We start from the raw sequence: 16,497 nt of genomic DNA, 5'->3' as shown, positions 1-16,497 counted from the left end.
AACGTTTAATGATTTTCTTTTTTTTTTTTGGAGCTTTATGTTGTTTTGCCACAAAGGCGCAAAGGCGCTAAGTTTTTTTTCTTATGTTTTTTTATTTTGACTTTGCGACCTTGCGTCTTTGTGGCAATTTTTTTTAAGACCAAGCTTTTGGCATTTTTTGATCTCTAAGTGGAACAAAAACTGCGTTATCGTCTTTTTCATCTGAGTTTACAAAGTGATTGAAACGTTTTAATAATCTTGGTTTTTCCAGCACTTGTTTCCATTCACATTCGAAAGTATTTACTAAAGTCTGCATTTCTGCTTCTAGTGTTTCGCAGATTCCTAGGCTGTCTTCGATAATTACTTCTTTTAAATAGTCTAAACCGCCGTCTAGTTTTTCTAACCAAGTTGAAGTTCGTATTAGTGGACCAGCGGTGCGGATGTAATACATTAAAAATCTGTCCATGTATTTGATAACCGTTTCTTTGTCGATTTTTTCAGCTAATAAAACAGCGTGTTTTGGGTTGGCACCGCCATTTCCGGCAATGTATAAATTCCATCCGCCTTCTACGGCAATTAATCCGAAATCTTTTCCGCGGGCTTCGGCGCATTCGCGAATGCAGGCCGAGACACCACCTTTTAATTTATGAGGAGAACGGATTCCTTTATATCTGTTTTCCAATTCGATGGCAAATCCAGCGCTGTCGTCCATTCCATAACGGCACCACGCATTTCCTACACAACTTTTTACGGCGCGAAGTGATTTTCCGTAGGCATGACCACTTTCAAAACCATTGTCAATTAAGATTTTCCAGATTTTCGGTAAATCACTCAAATGTGCTCCAAATAAATCAACTCTTTGAGCTCCAGTGATTTTAGTGTATAAGTCGAATTGTTTGGCTACTTCGCCAATTACGATTAATTTTTCGGCAGTAATTTCTCCTCCGGCAACTCTTGGAACTACAGAATACGTTCCGTTTCGTTGAATATTCGCTAAAAATCTGTCGTTTGTATCTTGCGTGGTAACGTGTTTGTTTGCGGTATCATTATAAATACTAGAGAAAATTGAAGCAACAACTGGTTTACAGATTTCACATCCATCGCCTTTTCCGTGATGATCCAAAACATCATAGAAATTCTCGTATTTATTGATTTTTACCAAATCGAATAATTCCTGACGGTTATAATTGAAATGCTCGCAGATTACTTCTTTTACTTCTTTTCCTAAAGATTTTTGAGTGGCTTTTACCAAATCAGAAACCATTGGTTTGCAACCTCCACAACCCGACGTTGCTTTAGTTGCTTTTACAACATCTGATAATGAAGAACAGCTTTCGTCTAAAATTTTACAACAGATAGCGCCTTTCGTAACATTTTCGCAAGAACAAATTACGGCTGTATCTGGCAAATCCATAACGCTTCCCATAGAAGAACCTTCAGAACCATCGCGAGAACCTAAAATCAGATCTTCCGGATTTTTAGGCAAAGCCATTGCATTGCTGTAAATTTGGAAAAGCGAATTGTAATCGCTTGAATCGCCGACTAAAATTCCGCCTAAGAGCGTTTTAGAATCTTTAGTTACATTGATTCTTTTGTAGATTCCGCTTAATTTATTTTCATAAATAATGGCAGTTACGTTTTCATTTTCAATAAAAGGATCACCAAAACTCGCCACTTCAACACCAATTAATTTCAATTGCGTCGACATATCGATGGTTTCTCTCATGGTTTTATCACCATTTAAGATTTGTTCAGCGGCAACATCGGCCATTTCGTAACCTGGAGCAACAAGTCCGTAAATGTTCTGATTGTAAAGTGCGGCTTCGCCAATGGCATATATAGAAGGATCTGATGTTTGCATTTGATTGTTTACCACAATTCCGCCTCTCACGCCAACTTCAAGTCCTGAAACTCTAGCCAGTTCGTCACGAGGTTTGATTCCGGCAGATATAACCAACATGTCTACTTTTAACAATTCTTCATTCGCAAACATCATTCCTGTTATATTTTCCTTTCCGTCAATATATTGCGTTGCTTTGTTAAGATGAATTCCGATATTTAATTCTTCAATTTTAGCCTGCAGCATATCGCTTGCACCTTGATCTAGTTGTCTCGGCATCAAACGTGGCGCAAATTCCACTACATGCGGATTCAATCCTAAATCTCTAACCGCTTTTGCCGCTTCAAGGCCTAACAATCCTCCACCTAAAACTGCTGCTTCTGTAGCACCTTTTATTTTTATTTTTCTGGCGTAAGCCATAATGGCATCGAGATCTTCGATGGTTCTGTATACAAAAACACCTTCTTTTTCTACACCTTCAATTGGTGGTACAAATGCTGAGGAACCTGTTGCTAAAACTAAGTAGTCGTACGTATGTGTTTTCCCTAAATGTGTGTGAATCGTTTTTACATCACGATTAATATCTGTAATTAATTCTGATGTGTTGAGAATAATATTGTTTTCTAAGTACCATTCCGTAGTTGATAACGATAAATCATCTGCCGTTTTTCCTCCAAAGTATTCACTTAAGTGAACACGATCGTAAGCGCGCCTTGGTTCTTCACCAAATACTGTAATCTGATACTTTTCCTGTCCTGATTTTGCAACAAACTTTTCGCAAAATTTATAACCAACCATGCCGTTTCCAACTACTATTACTCTAATCATGATTTCTTTAATTAAGTATTACTACGCAAATATAAGTATTTATACTTATTTTAATACGTATAAATATTAATTTTATTTGATTTTTTGATCTGAATAACTACGTATTTAGTATTAATCTTTTACGTAGTAAGGGCTTTGGAAGCGTTTTGTAATTCTTTATTTTTTAAATTTGAAAAGATTCTAAATAAGGTTTTGAAAAAAAAATCGTAAATTCATAAGAATTTTACATGTGTTTTAGTTAAAAGGATATTTTTTAAAATTATAGGTTCTATGAAAAAAATAGTTTCGCTAATACTATTACTTTCTTTAATAGTAAGCTGTAAATCTACAGTGGGCAAAAATTCAGATACAAAAAGTACAACTTCAGAATATGGAAATCAGGAAGATGAAATGAGATATTATTTCAAAGGAACAGGAAATGAACCGTTTTGGGGAATAAAAATGGGGAATGAAGAAATTGTTTTTACATCATTAATTCCTGGAAAAGAAAAGATTGTTTTTCCTGCTGTTGAAGCGATAAAAGCAATGGATGCTAATGTAAAGATGTATAAAGTTAATACCGAATCGGCTTCAGCGACAATTACTATTCAGCAATTGGATTGCCAGGATTCGATGTCTGGGGTTATTTCTCCTTATAAAGTTTCTGTTGAAATTAAAAATAATTCGGAGTTGGAGACGAAAAAACTTAGCGGATGCGGAAAATACAATACAGATTATCGCCTTCATGATATTTGGGTTTTGGAAGAATTGAACGGATATAAAGTTTTTCCAACGGATTATCAAAAGGAATTACCGAGACTTGAAATTAATTCAGCAGAAAATAGATTTATGGGTTACGGTGGCTGTAATTCAATAACTGGGCAGATTTTTTATGAAAAGGATGTTCTGCGATTTACAAAAGTTGTTTCGACTTTGATGGCCTGTGCGCCGGGAAATAAAGAAGGTGAGTTTTTGAAAGCTTTGCAAAGTACGACAACTTATTCTATAGGTAATAATCAGTTGATTTTGTCCAATCCTTCTGGGAAATTGGCTGTTTTTAAGAAGGTGGATTGATTTTGTCATTTCGACCGAAGGGAGAAATCACACACGCTAATCGACAAAGATTGTAGATATTCTTTGTGGAGTTTCTTGTATGATTTCTCCCTTCGGTGAAATGACAATACTACGCTTAATCACTCAGGCAATTCCTTAGTTTCTTCCTCTTCGTCATTACCTTCAATAAAATCCAACTCTAATGCTCGTACAGTCTGAACTGCATTTCCGGCAATTCCGCGAATCGAACCATACATCCCTAAAGTATTGTGAACTACTTTTTCGATTTGTTTTTCACGTTGTTTCCAGATTCTCTGCATCGCTCTTTTTTCAGAATCCAAATCACTTTGCATTTGCGTAAAACCTTCCACAATGCCTTCTACTTGCAAACGGAATTCGTTACTCGTTAAGAAATCATACAGCATCGACATTTTATCGCCTTTGTTTTCTTGCGCCTGAACCGCCTGACTTACCTGAATCAAAGATTGGCGTAAAACAGCACTCAAACCTTTAAATTCCTCATAAGTACAAATCCAGATTCCGTCGCGCATGCCCATTCGTTCCATTCCGTTTGGCATTACTTCGGTAACCAAAACGCCAATATTGGCTCTTTTAATTCTAATATCGTTTTTGAATTTTTCTATCCAGGAAGGCTGGAATGCTTTAGTTCTTTTGCTTTCGTAATAAATAGAACCACAGTTTTGTAATTCTCTTGTATTTACAATCTGAAGACAATCGGCGCCGTTTGCACCTTTTTTGATTTCGTCAATCGTGTCTAAAGGGAAATTATTTGCCAGCCATTCTTCAATTGCCAGTTCCATAACTTCGCCTTGCAATTGCATAGAACCTTGTTCCTGCTTGCGTTTCATTTCTTCGGTCAGCTTTTTTTGTTCTTCAAGCTGTTTCTGAAGTTCTTTGAATTTCAATTCGTTTTTATCGTCTTCCTGTTTACGGATTTTTTCACGTTCCAAAGTCAATTGAACATTCAATTGTTTTTCGGCTTCGGCCTGAATGGCATCTTTCATTTCCAGTTTTTCGCGCTGTAATTTGGCGATTTCACCTTCCATTTTATTTAATTCCCTGATTTTTTCTGATTTTTCAGAGAGTTCTTTTTCCATCAACATCAAACGGTCTTTGTTTTCTTCTTCGAGTTTGGCTTTTAGCTTTTCAGAAATTTCTTTTTCGGCTGTTTTTTTCTCACGTTCCAAACGTTCAGCGAAAAGCTCGTTTTCCTGTTTTTTCTTCGCTTCAAAGTCGGCTTTGGCTTTTTCTAATTGCTCGTTTTTAAGCTCTAATTCTTTATTTTGAATGGTAGCTTTTTGTTGAAATTCTTTACGAATGCTGTCTTCTAACTGATGTTTTAAGATGTCATTTACATCGATATTTTCTCCACAGTTTGGACATTGAATTGAAGATTGCTCAGCCATTTTTTATTGAATTTTTATTGTAGAATTTGAATTTGCTAAGGTATTTAAAAGTTCTCTTTTTATAATGTGGATTTCTGTACTAAATTGTAACGAATTTTTGTTATGGTCACGAAGGCGCTAAGGCGGAAAATTTTTTTTTAGCCACAGATTAAAAGATTAAAAGGATTTCCTCTCATTTTTGTCATTTCGACGAAGGAGAAATCTCCACGAGAAGCTCTACAAAGATTGGACTTTTGTTGCGGAGTTACTTGCGCAGATTTCTCCTTCGTCGAAATGACAAAAATGAGAATAAACTTTGCGTCTCTGCGTCTTTGCGAGATTAATTTCACCACAAAACTTAGTGTGAACCACTTTTATTCAATAAAAAATCAACAGCAGTTTTCGTAATTTCAGAATCATCTTCTTTTAAAGTTATAATCGAAACATCTGTTTTTAAATTGACTTTTTTCAGTTCAATAAAAGCAAGTTCAGTATCCTGATTGTTTTTAGCAATATTAGAAGGAACAATCGAAATTCCTAGTCCGTTTTTGACTAATTGAACTATTGAATTTATATTATTGGCTTCATGAATAATCTTCGGCGTAAAGCCATAAAAGGCACAAAGTTCGAGTAAAACTTCGTGATAATGTGGTGCATAATCTTTATTAAAAAACACGAAAGTTTCTTCTTTTAGATTAGGAATCTCTTTTTCCGAATCAATTCGAATTAATCGCTTATTATAAACTACAGAAAAGCCATCCTTAAACCATAATTGTGCTTTTATTTTTGGAGATTGTATTGGCGAACGAATAATTCCCAATTCAATTTTACTTTGTTCTAAAGCATCGATTTGTTTGGTCGTTGAAACTTCAAATAGTTTGAAACTTACGTAAGGAAATTGTAATTTTAGATGTTTGATTAATTCGGAAATGGTAGAAGAATAAATTGAACTTATATAAGCAATTCTGAATTCGCCCGAAACATTCTCGCCGATCTTTTTTGTTTTCACAGAAATGCGTTCGAGATCTTGAAAAATTGATTTGACTTCTTTTTCGAAATATTTTCCGGCTTCGGTTAATTCTACTTTTTTGTTGTTTCTGATAAAAAGTTTTGCCTGAAGTTCTTCTTCTAATTCTGCAATTTGACGGCTCAAAGGAGGTTGAGAAATAAACAATTTTTCTGAAGCTTTAGTGAAGTTCAGTTCTTCGGCTACAGCCAAAAAATATTTTAGATGACGTAATTCCATGATACTTTTAAGGTATTATTAATTGATAAAAATAGTATTTTTAAAGTATTTATGAAAAGAATAGTTTTGAAAAAGAAAAAATAAACCTCTCGCAGATTGAGCAGATACAGCAGATTATTAATTTTAGATAAATCATCTTAATCATAATAATATCCCGATCATATAATAGCAAAAAGATTCGTGCAATGTGCTAGATCTGTGAGAGATAAAAAAACAAAGACCATGAAAAAATCAACTATTACAGAAATCAAAGAGCGATTTGACAATGATGTCGAACGATTTTCGAATTTGGAAACCGGACAAGTCGCAACTATTGATGCAACGATTTCTTTAGAATTAATTACAGAAGCTTCAAAACGCATTGTTCCGAATGCGCAAAACGTTTTGGATGTAGGTTGTGGTGCGGGAAATTATACTTTAATGATGTTGTCTAAATTGCCAAATTTGAACTGCACTTTGGTCGATTTGAGTTTGCCAATGTTAGATCGGGCTTTTGAAAGAGTTTCAGCAGAAACAAATGGAAAAGTTGAAGTAAAACAAGGCGATATCCGCGAAGTGGATTTAGAAGAAAATAGCTTTGATATTATTTTGGCTGGTGCAGTTTTACACCATTTGCGTGACGATCAGGATTGGGAAACAACTTTTGCCAAATTGTTTAAATTGTTAAAACCTGGCGGATGTTTGATGATTTCGGATTTGATTACACAAGACACGGAATTATTAAACGAATATACCTGGCAACGTTACGGCGAATATTTAGAAGGAATAGGAGGGACAGAATATCGCCAAAAGGTTTTGGATTATATAGAAAAAGAAGATTCACCGAGATCAATGAATTATCAATTGGATTTGATGAAAAAAGTAGGTTTTAAGAGCGTCGAAATTTTGCATAAAAACATGTGTTTCGGGGCTTTTGGTGGAATTAAATAATTGTTTTTTCGCCACGAATTTCACGAATTTTCACGAATTAATTTTTCTTAGCGAATAAAAATTAGTGCAAATTCGTGTAATTCGTGGCAAATAACTTTTTATAAAATTTGAATCGTTTTGTAAACCTGAACGGGAGCAGATAAAAACGTTTCGCTTTTGGAGATAAAATCGACTAAATAAGGTTGGTTGTTATGTATGTCAAGTCCGGGCTGATCTTTCCATTCTTCCCAAATGATGAAAACATTTTCAGTATTATGAAGATCATAACGAATACAGGCTGCTTCTTTTCTGGTTTGTGTAACCAGATTTTGAATCATGTTTTTAACGTCTTCAGTATTTTCTTTTTTACTTTTAATAATCGCGGTAATGGATATCATAATTATAAGTTTTTAAAAGTTTCTTCTAAATGATCTTTGTAGTTTTTCTCAAAGATGACAATGTTTTCGGCAGTTGCACCTTTTTCAACATCGTGAAAATGGAAACCGTTTAGTTTTTCCATACCTACAAATTTATTCATTTTATGGAAACCAAACATAGCGCCATCATCGACAGATGTTTCTTCGAAGAATTCTCCCGGAAGTGTGAAAGCCGTTGCAGGTGCATTCCAACTTGTGGTTAGCATGTATTTGCGTCCGTGTAGTTGCCCGCCGGTTCCGTAATTGATGTCGGGATTTACTCGGCTTCTTCCGTCGCTTTTGTAAATTCCTTTGTTGTGTCCGGCCGTGAAAACGTCGTCGATGTATTTTTTGAAAAGATTTGGTAATTGAAACCACCAAACAGGCGTGTGATATACTACAACATCTGCCCAAACGAATTTTTCTACTTCTTCGTCTAAGTCAAAGTCTTGTTTGATATCGGTTGTTTTTATTTCGTAGTTTTTGCTTTTTAGGTATTCGATTGTCCAATCGGTTACCGTTTCATTGAATTTTCCGCCTGAATGTGCGAAATTTTGACTTCCGTTGATGATAAATATTTTTTTCATTTTTATAGGATTGTTTCTTTTGAAAATGGATGCGTGAGGGATTGAGGCGGTATCCTTTTGTGAAGTGAAACGGAACAAAAGATATAGCCGAAAGCCCGACCCGGAGGGGCACGCCCAAATTCTAATTATTTAAATTTTGAGATTGTTTTTTAAACACATAGAGACATAGCTTTTTCTTTTCTAAAAGTTAATTGAAAGAAACTAGTTTCTAACACATAGTTCTCAAAGTTTGTCATTTCGAGGAACGAGAAATCACACTCGTTGCTCGTCAAAGATTGGCGACTTAGTTTGCGGAGTTTCTAGTGCGATTTCTCGTTCCTCGAAATGACAAGCTACGTTGACTATGTTTATTGATGCAAATGAAACGCCTTTAACGACATTCAAAAACTATGTTTCTATGTGTTTAAAATATTATTTAAGCTTGGAAATTGCCTGATTAATAAACTCCAATTCTGAAGCTGATAAATCGAAATCCATTGCTTTTGCGTTTGAAATGGCTTGTTCTGCATTTCTTGCTCCGGCTAAAACCACTGCAATTCCTTTTTGTAAACTTGTCCAGCGTAATACTAATTGCGAAATTGAAATGTGTTTTGCGTTTGCCAATGAACTTAATTCTTCTACTAAAGTTTTTACTTTTTGAAGATCGAATTGTCCGAAATAACCATTTCTATGATCGTTTTCTTTTAGTTTGCTGTCTGTGAAATATTTTCCGGTTAGTAAACCTCTTTCCATCGGACTGTAAGCAATAATTCCGATGTTTTCTGAAACGGTAAACGGAATTAAATCGGTTTCAATTTTGCGGTTTAACATGCTGTAAGCAACCTGATTTGATGCAATTTGAACTGTTTTTTGTGCTTCCTGAATTTGTGGAATACTATAATTACTTACACCAAAAGCTCTGATTTTTCCTTGTTGGATTAATGTTTCAACCGCTTCCATGGTTTCAGAAATTGGAGTAGTGGAGTCTGGCCAGTGAATTTGCAATAAATCAATATAATCAGTTTGAAGGCGTTTTAGGCTTTCTTCAACTTCTTTAATTACGTTTCCTTTTGATGAATATTTGTAGATAGGAACTTTTTTACCGTTATCATCGGCATCGAAAAAGAAATCGCCTTTTCCGTTGTTGCTTCCGTCCCAAACTAAACCGAATTTGGTTAACAATTGCACTTTTGAACGATCGTACGATTTTATTGCTTCGCCAATCATTTCTTCGCTTAAGCCAAATCCGTAAAAAGGAGCGGTGTCAATTGTGGTTACGCCGTGGTCGATAGATGCGCGAACAGATTCTATTGAATCTTTCTTTTCGTTTCCGCCCCACATGTTTCCGCCAATGGCAAATGCACCGTATGTAATAGTTGATAATTCAAGTTCTGAGTTGCCTAATTTTCTATATTCCATAATGTTGTATTTTAATTCTTAAATTTCACTTGGCAAAATTATACCATTTTTAAGAGTGTTAACTTGTATATATTTGTCTTTTTTATGTAAATTTGCAACTTCAAATCATTTAGAACTCATGAAAAAAGAAAATTTATACGAGCCGTTTACGGTTTCCTTTGAGACTTTGGACGAATATCCGGATGTTGGCGATCGCCATAATTTCTTTGAATTGGTTTATATTTTAAATGGAACCGGAAGGCAGTGTATCAACAAAAATATTTTTGAATATGATGCCGGACATATGTTTTTATTGACGCCTGAGGATTGTCATAATTTTACGATTGAGACCAAAACGAAGTTTTTCTTTTTGAGATTCAATGATATTTATTTGAAGAATTCGAGTTTACAAAACGAGAATGTTCAGCGTTTAGAATATATTCTGCAAAATGCGAATCACCAACCAGGTTGTATTTTAAAAAATGATGCTGATAAATGTTTGGTGAAGGTAATGATTGAAGCAATTTGTAGAGAACATCAAGATAAAGATGTTTATAATCAGGAATTGATTCAGCAATTGGTGAATACTTTGATTATTATTGTTGCTAGAAATATTGCGAAATATTTACCGGAGCAAGTAAATGTGGGGACGGAAGCGAAAGCAATGGATATTCTACAATATATTCAGACGAATATTTATTATCCGGAAAAGATAAAAGCAGAATCGATAAGTGATTATTTCGGAATTTCGAATACGTATTTAGGACGTTATTTTAAGAAACATGCCGATGAAACGATGCAACAATATATAAGCAATTATAAAACGAAACTGATTGAACATCGTTTGCAATTCAGTGATAAACGCATTAACGAAATTGCATATGAATTTGGCTTTACCGATGAAAGTCACTTTAATAAATTCTTTAAAAAGCAGAAAGGGAATAGTCCTTCTGAGTTTAGAAAGACGATTCGTATTAGTGCATAAACACGGATTGCACGAATTTGCACGAATTTTTTTAGCCACTCCCGATAGCTATCGGGATACACAGATTAAAGGGATTTTAATTTGTGATAATTAGTGCAATTCGTGTTTAGATAATCTTCTTAATCACTCTTAATTTATGCGTGTGTTTGTTTATTTCTGGATTATAAATTCCTGTGTGATCTAAACGGTCGATACGTACTTTTCCACTTGCGTGAATGATATAGTTATTCTCCATAATGATTCCGACATGAATGATGTTTCCTTCGTCATTATCAAAAAAGGCTAAATCTCCCGGTTCACTTTCTTCGATAAAACTTAAAGGTTCGCCTTCGAGCGCCTGTTGAGATGCATCGCGGTGAATTTTATATCCGTTTAATTTATAAACCATTTGCGTGAAACCAGAGCAATCGATACCGAAAGGTGTTTTTCCTCCCCATAAATAAGGTGCATTTAAATACATAAATGCGGTGTTAATGATGGCATTTTTTGGTTTTATTCCGCTGGTTTTTGTTCCTTCAAAATCAAAATTTGAAGTATTGATTTCGCCGTTGTTTAAAAAAGATAAAGAAGCTCCTAACGGAATTGGAAGTAACAAGTTGTTTGGGGCAGTGATATAATCAATTAAATCAGCATTTAAAATAATGGCTTCTTTGCTTAATTGATTAAATTGTTCTTCAGAAATGATCTGATATTGTTTAGAATCCACCCAACCTACATAATCATCATATTGAATTCTTATTTTAGCCCATTGATTTTGGCGTTCTAAGATTTCGATATGTTCACCAAACAAAAGTTGCGTAACGATTTCACTTCTATCGCTTGGTTCAGATCGAACGGGTACTATAGCTAAATTGCAAATTCCGAACATTTAGGGTAATTTATAAGTTTAAAATTAGGAGTTATAATTGCTATAACTCCTAATTTCGTATAATGTTATTTAAGCTCTTTCAATAACAATTGCAGATGCGCCACCGCCGCCGTTGCAAATTGCAGCTGCTCCGGTTTTAGCATTGTTTTGTTCTAAGACATTTATTAAAGTTACAATAATTCTGGCACCTGAACAACCTAGCGGATGTCCTAATGAAACTGCGCCTCCGTTTACGTTTACTTTATTGTTATCAAGATTTAAAATTTTTGAATTGGCTAAACCAACTACAGAAAACGCTTCATTGAATTCGAAATAATCAACATCAGAGATCGCAATTCCTGCTTTGTCTAAAGCTTTTGGAAGTGCTTTTGCAGGACTTGTCGTAAACCATTTTGGTTCTTGAGCAGCATCTGCATATCCTTTTATGTATGCAAGAGGCTTTAAACCTAATGCATTTGCTTTTTCTTCCGACATTAAAATTAATGCAGCAGCTCCATCGTTGATTGTTGAAGCATTTGCAGCAGTTACAGTTCCGTCTTTTGTGAAAACTGGACTTAAAGATGGGATTTTATCTAATTTAACGTTGGTATATTCTTCGTCTTTTGAAAATATAATTGGTTCGCCACGTCTTTGCGGAACTTCTACAGGAACAACTTCATTATCGAACTTTCCGGCATCCCAGGCTTTTGCACTTCTTTCGTACGATTGAATAGCGAAATTATCCTGTTCTTCACGGCTGATGTTGTATTCAGTTGCACATAAATCAGCGCAAACTCCCATTGCGTTGTTATCGTAAGCATCTGTCAAACCATCTTTCTGCATTCCGTCAAGCATTGTTGCCGGGCCAAATTTGTTTCCGGCACGCATTTGTACGTAGTGTGGAATTAAGCTCATGCTTTCCATTCCGCCAGCCACTACAACTTCAGCATCTCCGCAGGCGATTGCCTGAGCAGCAAACATAACCGCTTTCATTCCGGAAGCACAAACTTTGTTAACTGTTGTTGCAGCAACTTCTTCAGACAAACCGGCAAAAAGTGCCGCCTGACGCGCCGGAGCTTGTCCAACGCCTGCCTGAATTACATTCCCCATAAAAACTTCATCAACTAATTTTGGGTCTAGGTTAATTTTTTGAAGGGCTCCTTTAATAGCGGCAGCGCCTAATTTTGGTGCGGTTACAGTAGATAACCCTCCCATGAAACTTCCGATAGGTGTTCTAACGGCAGAAACAATCACAACTCTTTTGTTCATTTTCTGTTAATATTAGTTATCTAGCAAATTTACTGTTTATTTGAATAAATTCAAATTTTGTATCAAATAGCACGATTTTAAATTCGAGATGAAATTTTTGTTAATTCTATTTGTTTGATTGTGAAGTGTTTTAAAAAAAAGATTAAAAAAACTTTAAAAAAAGCGCAAAAATAGTTGTGAGATATGGAATGTTGTCTTACATTTGCAACCGCAAAACAGAACACGTTTCTTGAGCTTGGAGAGGTGCCAGAGCGGTAATGGAGCAGATTGCTAATCTGTCGACGGGTAACCGTCGCCAGGGTTCGAGTCCCTGTCTCTCCGCTTAAATTTTGCCTCGGGGTGTAGCGTAGCCCGGTTATCGCGCCTGCTTTGGGAGCAGGAGGCCGCAGGTTCGAATCCTGCCACCCCGACTAAACTTTACCATAAGTTTGAAAAGAAATGGTTCCATAGCTCAGCTGGATAGAGCAACGCACTTCTAATGCGTAGGTCGAAGGTTCGAATCCTTCTGGAATCACGAAAAGCCACTCAATTTGAGTGGCTTTTTTTGTTTTAACGCTTTCCTAAAAAGCAAAATGAATTTCAAAAGTTGCAAGTAATCTCAAAACCTGTGAGATAGCAAAATTTAAATATAAATTTTTACTCAGCCTAAAGAAAGAATTGAGGGGAAATATAGAATGATTTCAAATATTTTTATAAAACGGTGAAAGCTTTTTGAAGTAATATATTGCAAAGAAATGTGGGTTTGAAATCTACAATATTAGGCTCAAAATAAGAAGCAAAATTTCTATTTTATTGGTTTTTGAATGATTAAAAGGATTTTTCTGCTTAACTTGTAGAATCCAAAATCAATTCTTATGACTATTAAAGGGCTTTTATTTCTGACTTTCCTATTCATTTTGTGTTCTTGTAGCAATAAAAAAGAGCAAGAACTCACGCTTCGTGAAAACGCACTTTTGGAACGTGAAAAACAATTTGAAAATAAGGAAGCAGAATATGATAAACTGTTAAAAATGAGAGACAGTTTGATGTCTGTTTCAAAAGTAATTGACACTCTTCCTAAAGTTAAGGAATGGCCGGAAAGTCTTAAAATTAAATGGAACAGTAAAATGATCTGCAGGGAATCTAACTGCAGTAATTATGTTATTGGCGATCAGCGCAGTGAGATTTGGGAATTTATATCTGACTCTATCGGAATGTATACCAATGTTATTAGCAATAATCAAATCAAGCGTGTTTTTAACGGACACTATTTAGACAGTAAAATTGTTCTTGATTCTGTAAAAGAAACTTCTGTTAAAAACAAAATTAAGGTTAGTGTGGAATTGGATGATATTAAAAAGAATATTATCAAGGGCACACAAACTATTATTGGTGAGGATAATTGTATCGCAAAATTCTCAGTCGAACTTACTCCATCCACTAAAAAGTAATTTATGCTGCTGAGTATACAACATCTAACACTTCCTATTGAAGATCCGCTTTTAAAGTATCTTATAGAAATTATCATCATTCTATGCATACCACTTTTGCTTAATAAAATTAAAGTGCCGCATTTGCTCGGTCTTATTATTGCCGGGGCACTTATTGGTCCTAATGGTTTTGGGGTGCTTTCAAGAGACAGCAGCGTTGTGGTTACAGGAACAACGGGTCTTTTGTATATCATGTTCTTAGCAGGTCTTGAAATCGATATGGCCGATTTTAAAAAGAACAAATGGAAGAGTATTATTTTTTCGATATTTACTTTCGCTGTTCCATTTACGCTCGGACTTTTTGGAGGTTATTATATTCTTGGTTTTTCGTTGTTGACTTCAATTCTTTTTGCTAGTCTTTTTTCGTCACATACTTTAATTGTCTATCCAATGGTAAGCGGTATGGGTATTGCTAAAAATCTTGCCGTAAACATAACTGTAGGAGGTACAATGATTACAGATGTTCTTTCGCTTTTAGTTTTGGCGGCTATTGTCGGGATGTCACAAGGAGAAGCGGGAACTGCTTTTTGGATCAAATTGTCCGTTTCAATGGTTGTTTTTACTTTAATCGTATTATTGATTTTTCCCATAATTGCCAGATGGTTTTTTAAAAATGTAGAGGACAAAATTTCTCAATATCTTTTTGTTATTGTAATGATTTATCTGGCGGCGCTTCTAGCTGAGCTTGCAGGAATTGAATCTATTATTGGTGCTTTTTTTGCTGGATTGGCTTTAAATAAGTTAATTCCGCATACATCATCATTAATGAACAGGGTAGAGTTTGTGGGAAATGCCATTTTTATCCCTTTCTTTTTGATAAGTGTCGGAATGTTGATCGATTTTAATGCGTTTATACAAAGCTGGGAAACTTTGGGCGTAGCAGCTATTATGCTTATTGCTTCTATTGGCGGAAAATATGTAGCGGCCATTATGACCCAAAAAACATTTAAATTCACTAATGATGAAGGAAAGCTGATTTTTGGAATGAGTTCGGCATCGGCAGCTGCTACGCTGGCATCAGTAATGGTAGGGTATAACATTATTATTGGGGAAAATGATGCGGGAGAACCTATTAGGCTTTTAAATGAACACGTGCTTAACGGCAGTATTCTTCTTATTCTTGTTTCTTGTACAATATCTTCGTTTGTCTCAATGGCAAGTGCACAGCGTATTGCGCAGGCAGATAGAGATAATACTGTTTCAGGAAATAGCGAAGAGAAAGAAAATATACTTTTGGCAGTGAACCATGAGGCAACCGTAGAAAAAATGGTAAACCTCGGATTAATGGTAAAAACAGCCTCTAATAAAGAGCTTTATGCGGTAAATGTAATTAATGAGGATGCTAATGAATCTTCTGTGAAAAATGCGGAAAAAATATTAGATACTGCTGTCAAAGCGGCAGCTGCAGCTGATGTGGTATTGAATCCTATAACGCGTCATGATAATGATACAGCAGGCGGAATCAGTAACGTAATAAAGGAAAAAGAAATCACCGATCTTATTGTGGGACTTGAAGGAGGAAAGGGATTTTCGGCTTCTTTTGTTTATAATTTATACAATGGCTATCTCCGAAATAAAAGTATAAATTTAATGGTTTATCATGCGGTACAACCAGCAGCTACTGTTAAACGATATTTGGTTTTTATACCAGCCGATGCCGAAATGGATGCAGGTTTTTTTCATTCTATGTTAAGAATCTGGAACATTGGCCGCAATTCGGGTGCCAAAATGAGTTTTTATGGAAAAGAGAAAACCTTGAATATTTTAAAAAGAATCGCTAAGAAAGCTTCAATCGAAGCTACATTTGATGTTTTTTTAAATTGGGAAGATGCTGAAAAAACCGCATTAGCTATCGAAGAAAATGAAGGGCTGATCATTATGATGGGCGATAGAGGCATGCATTCGTATTTTTCCCGAATGAGAGATATTCCGGATCTTTTGAACCATAAATTCAATACTAGTAATTACATGCTTATTTATCCATTTTCTAAAACGCCTGCAAATAATACTGAAAAAAGATCTGTCAGCAGTCATGATGATTTTGCTGAAATAGGAAAATCAATTAGGAATATTTTTAAATAAAATTTTAATCGAACTGAAGTCTTCATTTTATAAAAGGAATATATACTTCATCAAATGTAATTAAAGACTTTAGATTTCTGAAACCAGAGAAGGAGTTGTGTTAATGAAGAAATAGTGTACTGATTTCAAATTCATTAGTTATTGATTTTTTTAGCTAACGTTACATAAGTCAATAATAAGTTTTTTTTATTTGCATATCTAGGCTTTCTTTACTTTTCAAGTAGT

General features: G+C 35.1%; 13 protein-coding genes and 3 tRNA genes. 8 read left to right on the top strand and 8 right to left on the bottom strand.

What is annotated here, in order from left to right:
- Positions 1–133: 133 nt before the first annotated feature.
- Positions 134–2,647, bottom strand: coding sequence for a nitrite reductase large subunit NirB (nirB, locus tag BD847_RS12325; RefSeq protein WP_115888569.1), 2,514 nt, complete (start codon positions 2,645–2,647; stop codon positions 134–136).
- Between the two features lie 270 nt (positions 2,648–2,917).
- Between nirB and BD847_RS12320 the strand changes: the two genes are divergently transcribed.
- Positions 2,918–3,700, top strand: a complete 783-nt coding sequence (locus BD847_RS12320) for an META domain-containing protein (RefSeq protein ID WP_115888568.1) — start codon at positions 2,918–2,920, stop codon at positions 3,698–3,700.
- A 119-nt stretch (positions 3,701–3,819) separates the two neighbouring features.
- Here the strand turns inward: BD847_RS12320 and BD847_RS12315 are convergent, their stop codons facing one another.
- Together BD847_RS12315 and BD847_RS12310 are read right to left on the bottom strand one after the other, a co-directional pair.
- Entirely contained in the window at positions 3,820–5,106 is a 1,287-nt protein-coding gene (locus BD847_RS12315) for a DUF2130 domain-containing protein (RefSeq protein ID WP_115888567.1), read from the bottom strand.
- A gap of 337 nt (positions 5,107–5,443) precedes the next feature.
- Entirely contained in the window at positions 5,444–6,331 is an 888-nt protein-coding gene (locus tag BD847_RS12310) for a LysR family transcriptional regulator (RefSeq protein WP_115888566.1), read from the bottom strand.
- Positions 6,332–6,553: 222 nt separating this feature from the next.
- Here BD847_RS12310 and BD847_RS12305 point away from each other — a divergent pair, with 222 nt between their 5' ends.
- Complete coding sequence (locus tag BD847_RS12305; RefSeq protein ID WP_115888565.1) at positions 6,554–7,261, top strand: class I SAM-dependent methyltransferase; 708 nt, start codon at positions 6,554–6,556, stop codon at positions 7,259–7,261.
- Positions 7,262–7,359: 98 nt separating this feature from the next.
- On the opposite strand, the gene BD847_RS12300 is transcribed toward BD847_RS12305, so the two are convergent.
- The 3 genes from BD847_RS12300 to BD847_RS12290 form a co-directional block, all read right to left on the bottom strand.
- Positions 7,360–7,638: a putative quinol monooxygenase gene (locus BD847_RS12300; protein ID WP_115888564.1), complete on the bottom strand. Its 279-nt coding sequence runs from the start codon at positions 7,636–7,638 to the stop codon at positions 7,360–7,362.
- A 2-nt stretch (positions 7,639–7,640) separates the two neighbouring features.
- Positions 7,641–8,243, bottom strand: coding sequence for an NAD(P)H-dependent oxidoreductase (locus BD847_RS12295; protein ID WP_115888563.1), 603 nt, complete (start codon positions 8,241–8,243; stop codon positions 7,641–7,643).
- A 411-nt stretch (positions 8,244–8,654) separates the two neighbouring features.
- Positions 8,655–9,641, bottom strand: a complete 987-nt coding sequence (locus tag BD847_RS12290; RefSeq protein ID WP_115888562.1) for an aldo/keto reductase — start codon at positions 9,639–9,641, stop codon at positions 8,655–8,657.
- A 118-nt stretch (positions 9,642–9,759) separates the two neighbouring features.
- Between BD847_RS12290 and BD847_RS12285 the strand changes: the two genes are divergently transcribed.
- Positions 9,760–10,605, top strand: coding sequence for an AraC family transcriptional regulator (locus BD847_RS12285; RefSeq protein ID WP_115888561.1), 846 nt, complete (start codon positions 9,760–9,762; stop codon positions 10,603–10,605).
- Positions 10,606–10,711: 106 nt separating this feature from the next.
- On the opposite strand, the gene BD847_RS12280 is transcribed toward BD847_RS12285, so the two are convergent.
- Positions 10,712–11,473 (bottom strand): C40 family peptidase, encoded by a 762-nt coding sequence (locus tag BD847_RS12280; protein ID WP_115888560.1) that lies wholly within the window; start codon positions 11,471–11,473, stop codon positions 10,712–10,714.
- Positions 11,474–11,542: 69 nt separating this feature from the next.
- Complete coding sequence (locus BD847_RS12275; RefSeq protein WP_115888559.1) at positions 11,543–12,721, bottom strand: acetyl-CoA C-acyltransferase; 1,179 nt, start codon at positions 12,719–12,721, stop codon at positions 11,543–11,545.
- A gap of 237 nt (positions 12,722–12,958) precedes the next feature.
- On the opposite strand from BD847_RS12275, the gene BD847_RS12270 reads away from it, so the two are divergent.
- From BD847_RS12270 to BD847_RS12250, 5 genes are all read left to right on the top strand, one after another.
- Positions 12,959–13,042 (top strand) — tRNA-Ser (locus BD847_RS12270).
- A gap of 14 nt (positions 13,043–13,056) precedes the next feature.
- A tRNA-Pro gene (locus BD847_RS12265) sits at positions 13,057–13,131 on the top strand.
- Positions 13,132–13,161: 30 nt separating this feature from the next.
- A tRNA-Arg gene (locus BD847_RS12260) sits at positions 13,162–13,235 on the top strand.
- Positions 13,236–13,575: 340 nt separating this feature from the next.
- Positions 13,576–14,151, top strand: a complete 576-nt coding sequence (locus tag BD847_RS12255; RefSeq protein WP_115888558.1) for a hypothetical protein — start codon at positions 13,576–13,578, stop codon at positions 14,149–14,151.
- A 3-nt stretch (positions 14,152–14,154) separates the two neighbouring features.
- Positions 14,155–16,272, top strand: a complete 2,118-nt coding sequence (locus BD847_RS12250) for a cation:proton antiporter (protein WP_115888557.1) — start codon at positions 14,155–14,157, stop codon at positions 16,270–16,272.
- The last annotated feature ends 225 nt before the right edge of the window (positions 16,273–16,497 follow it).

The sequence above is a fragment of the Flavobacterium cutihirudinis genome (genome assembly GCF_003385895.1).
GTDB lineage: Bacteria > Bacteroidota > Bacteroidia > Flavobacteriales > Flavobacteriaceae > Flavobacterium > Flavobacterium cutihirudinis.
This window is presented reverse-complemented; position numbering and strand designations above follow the sequence as displayed.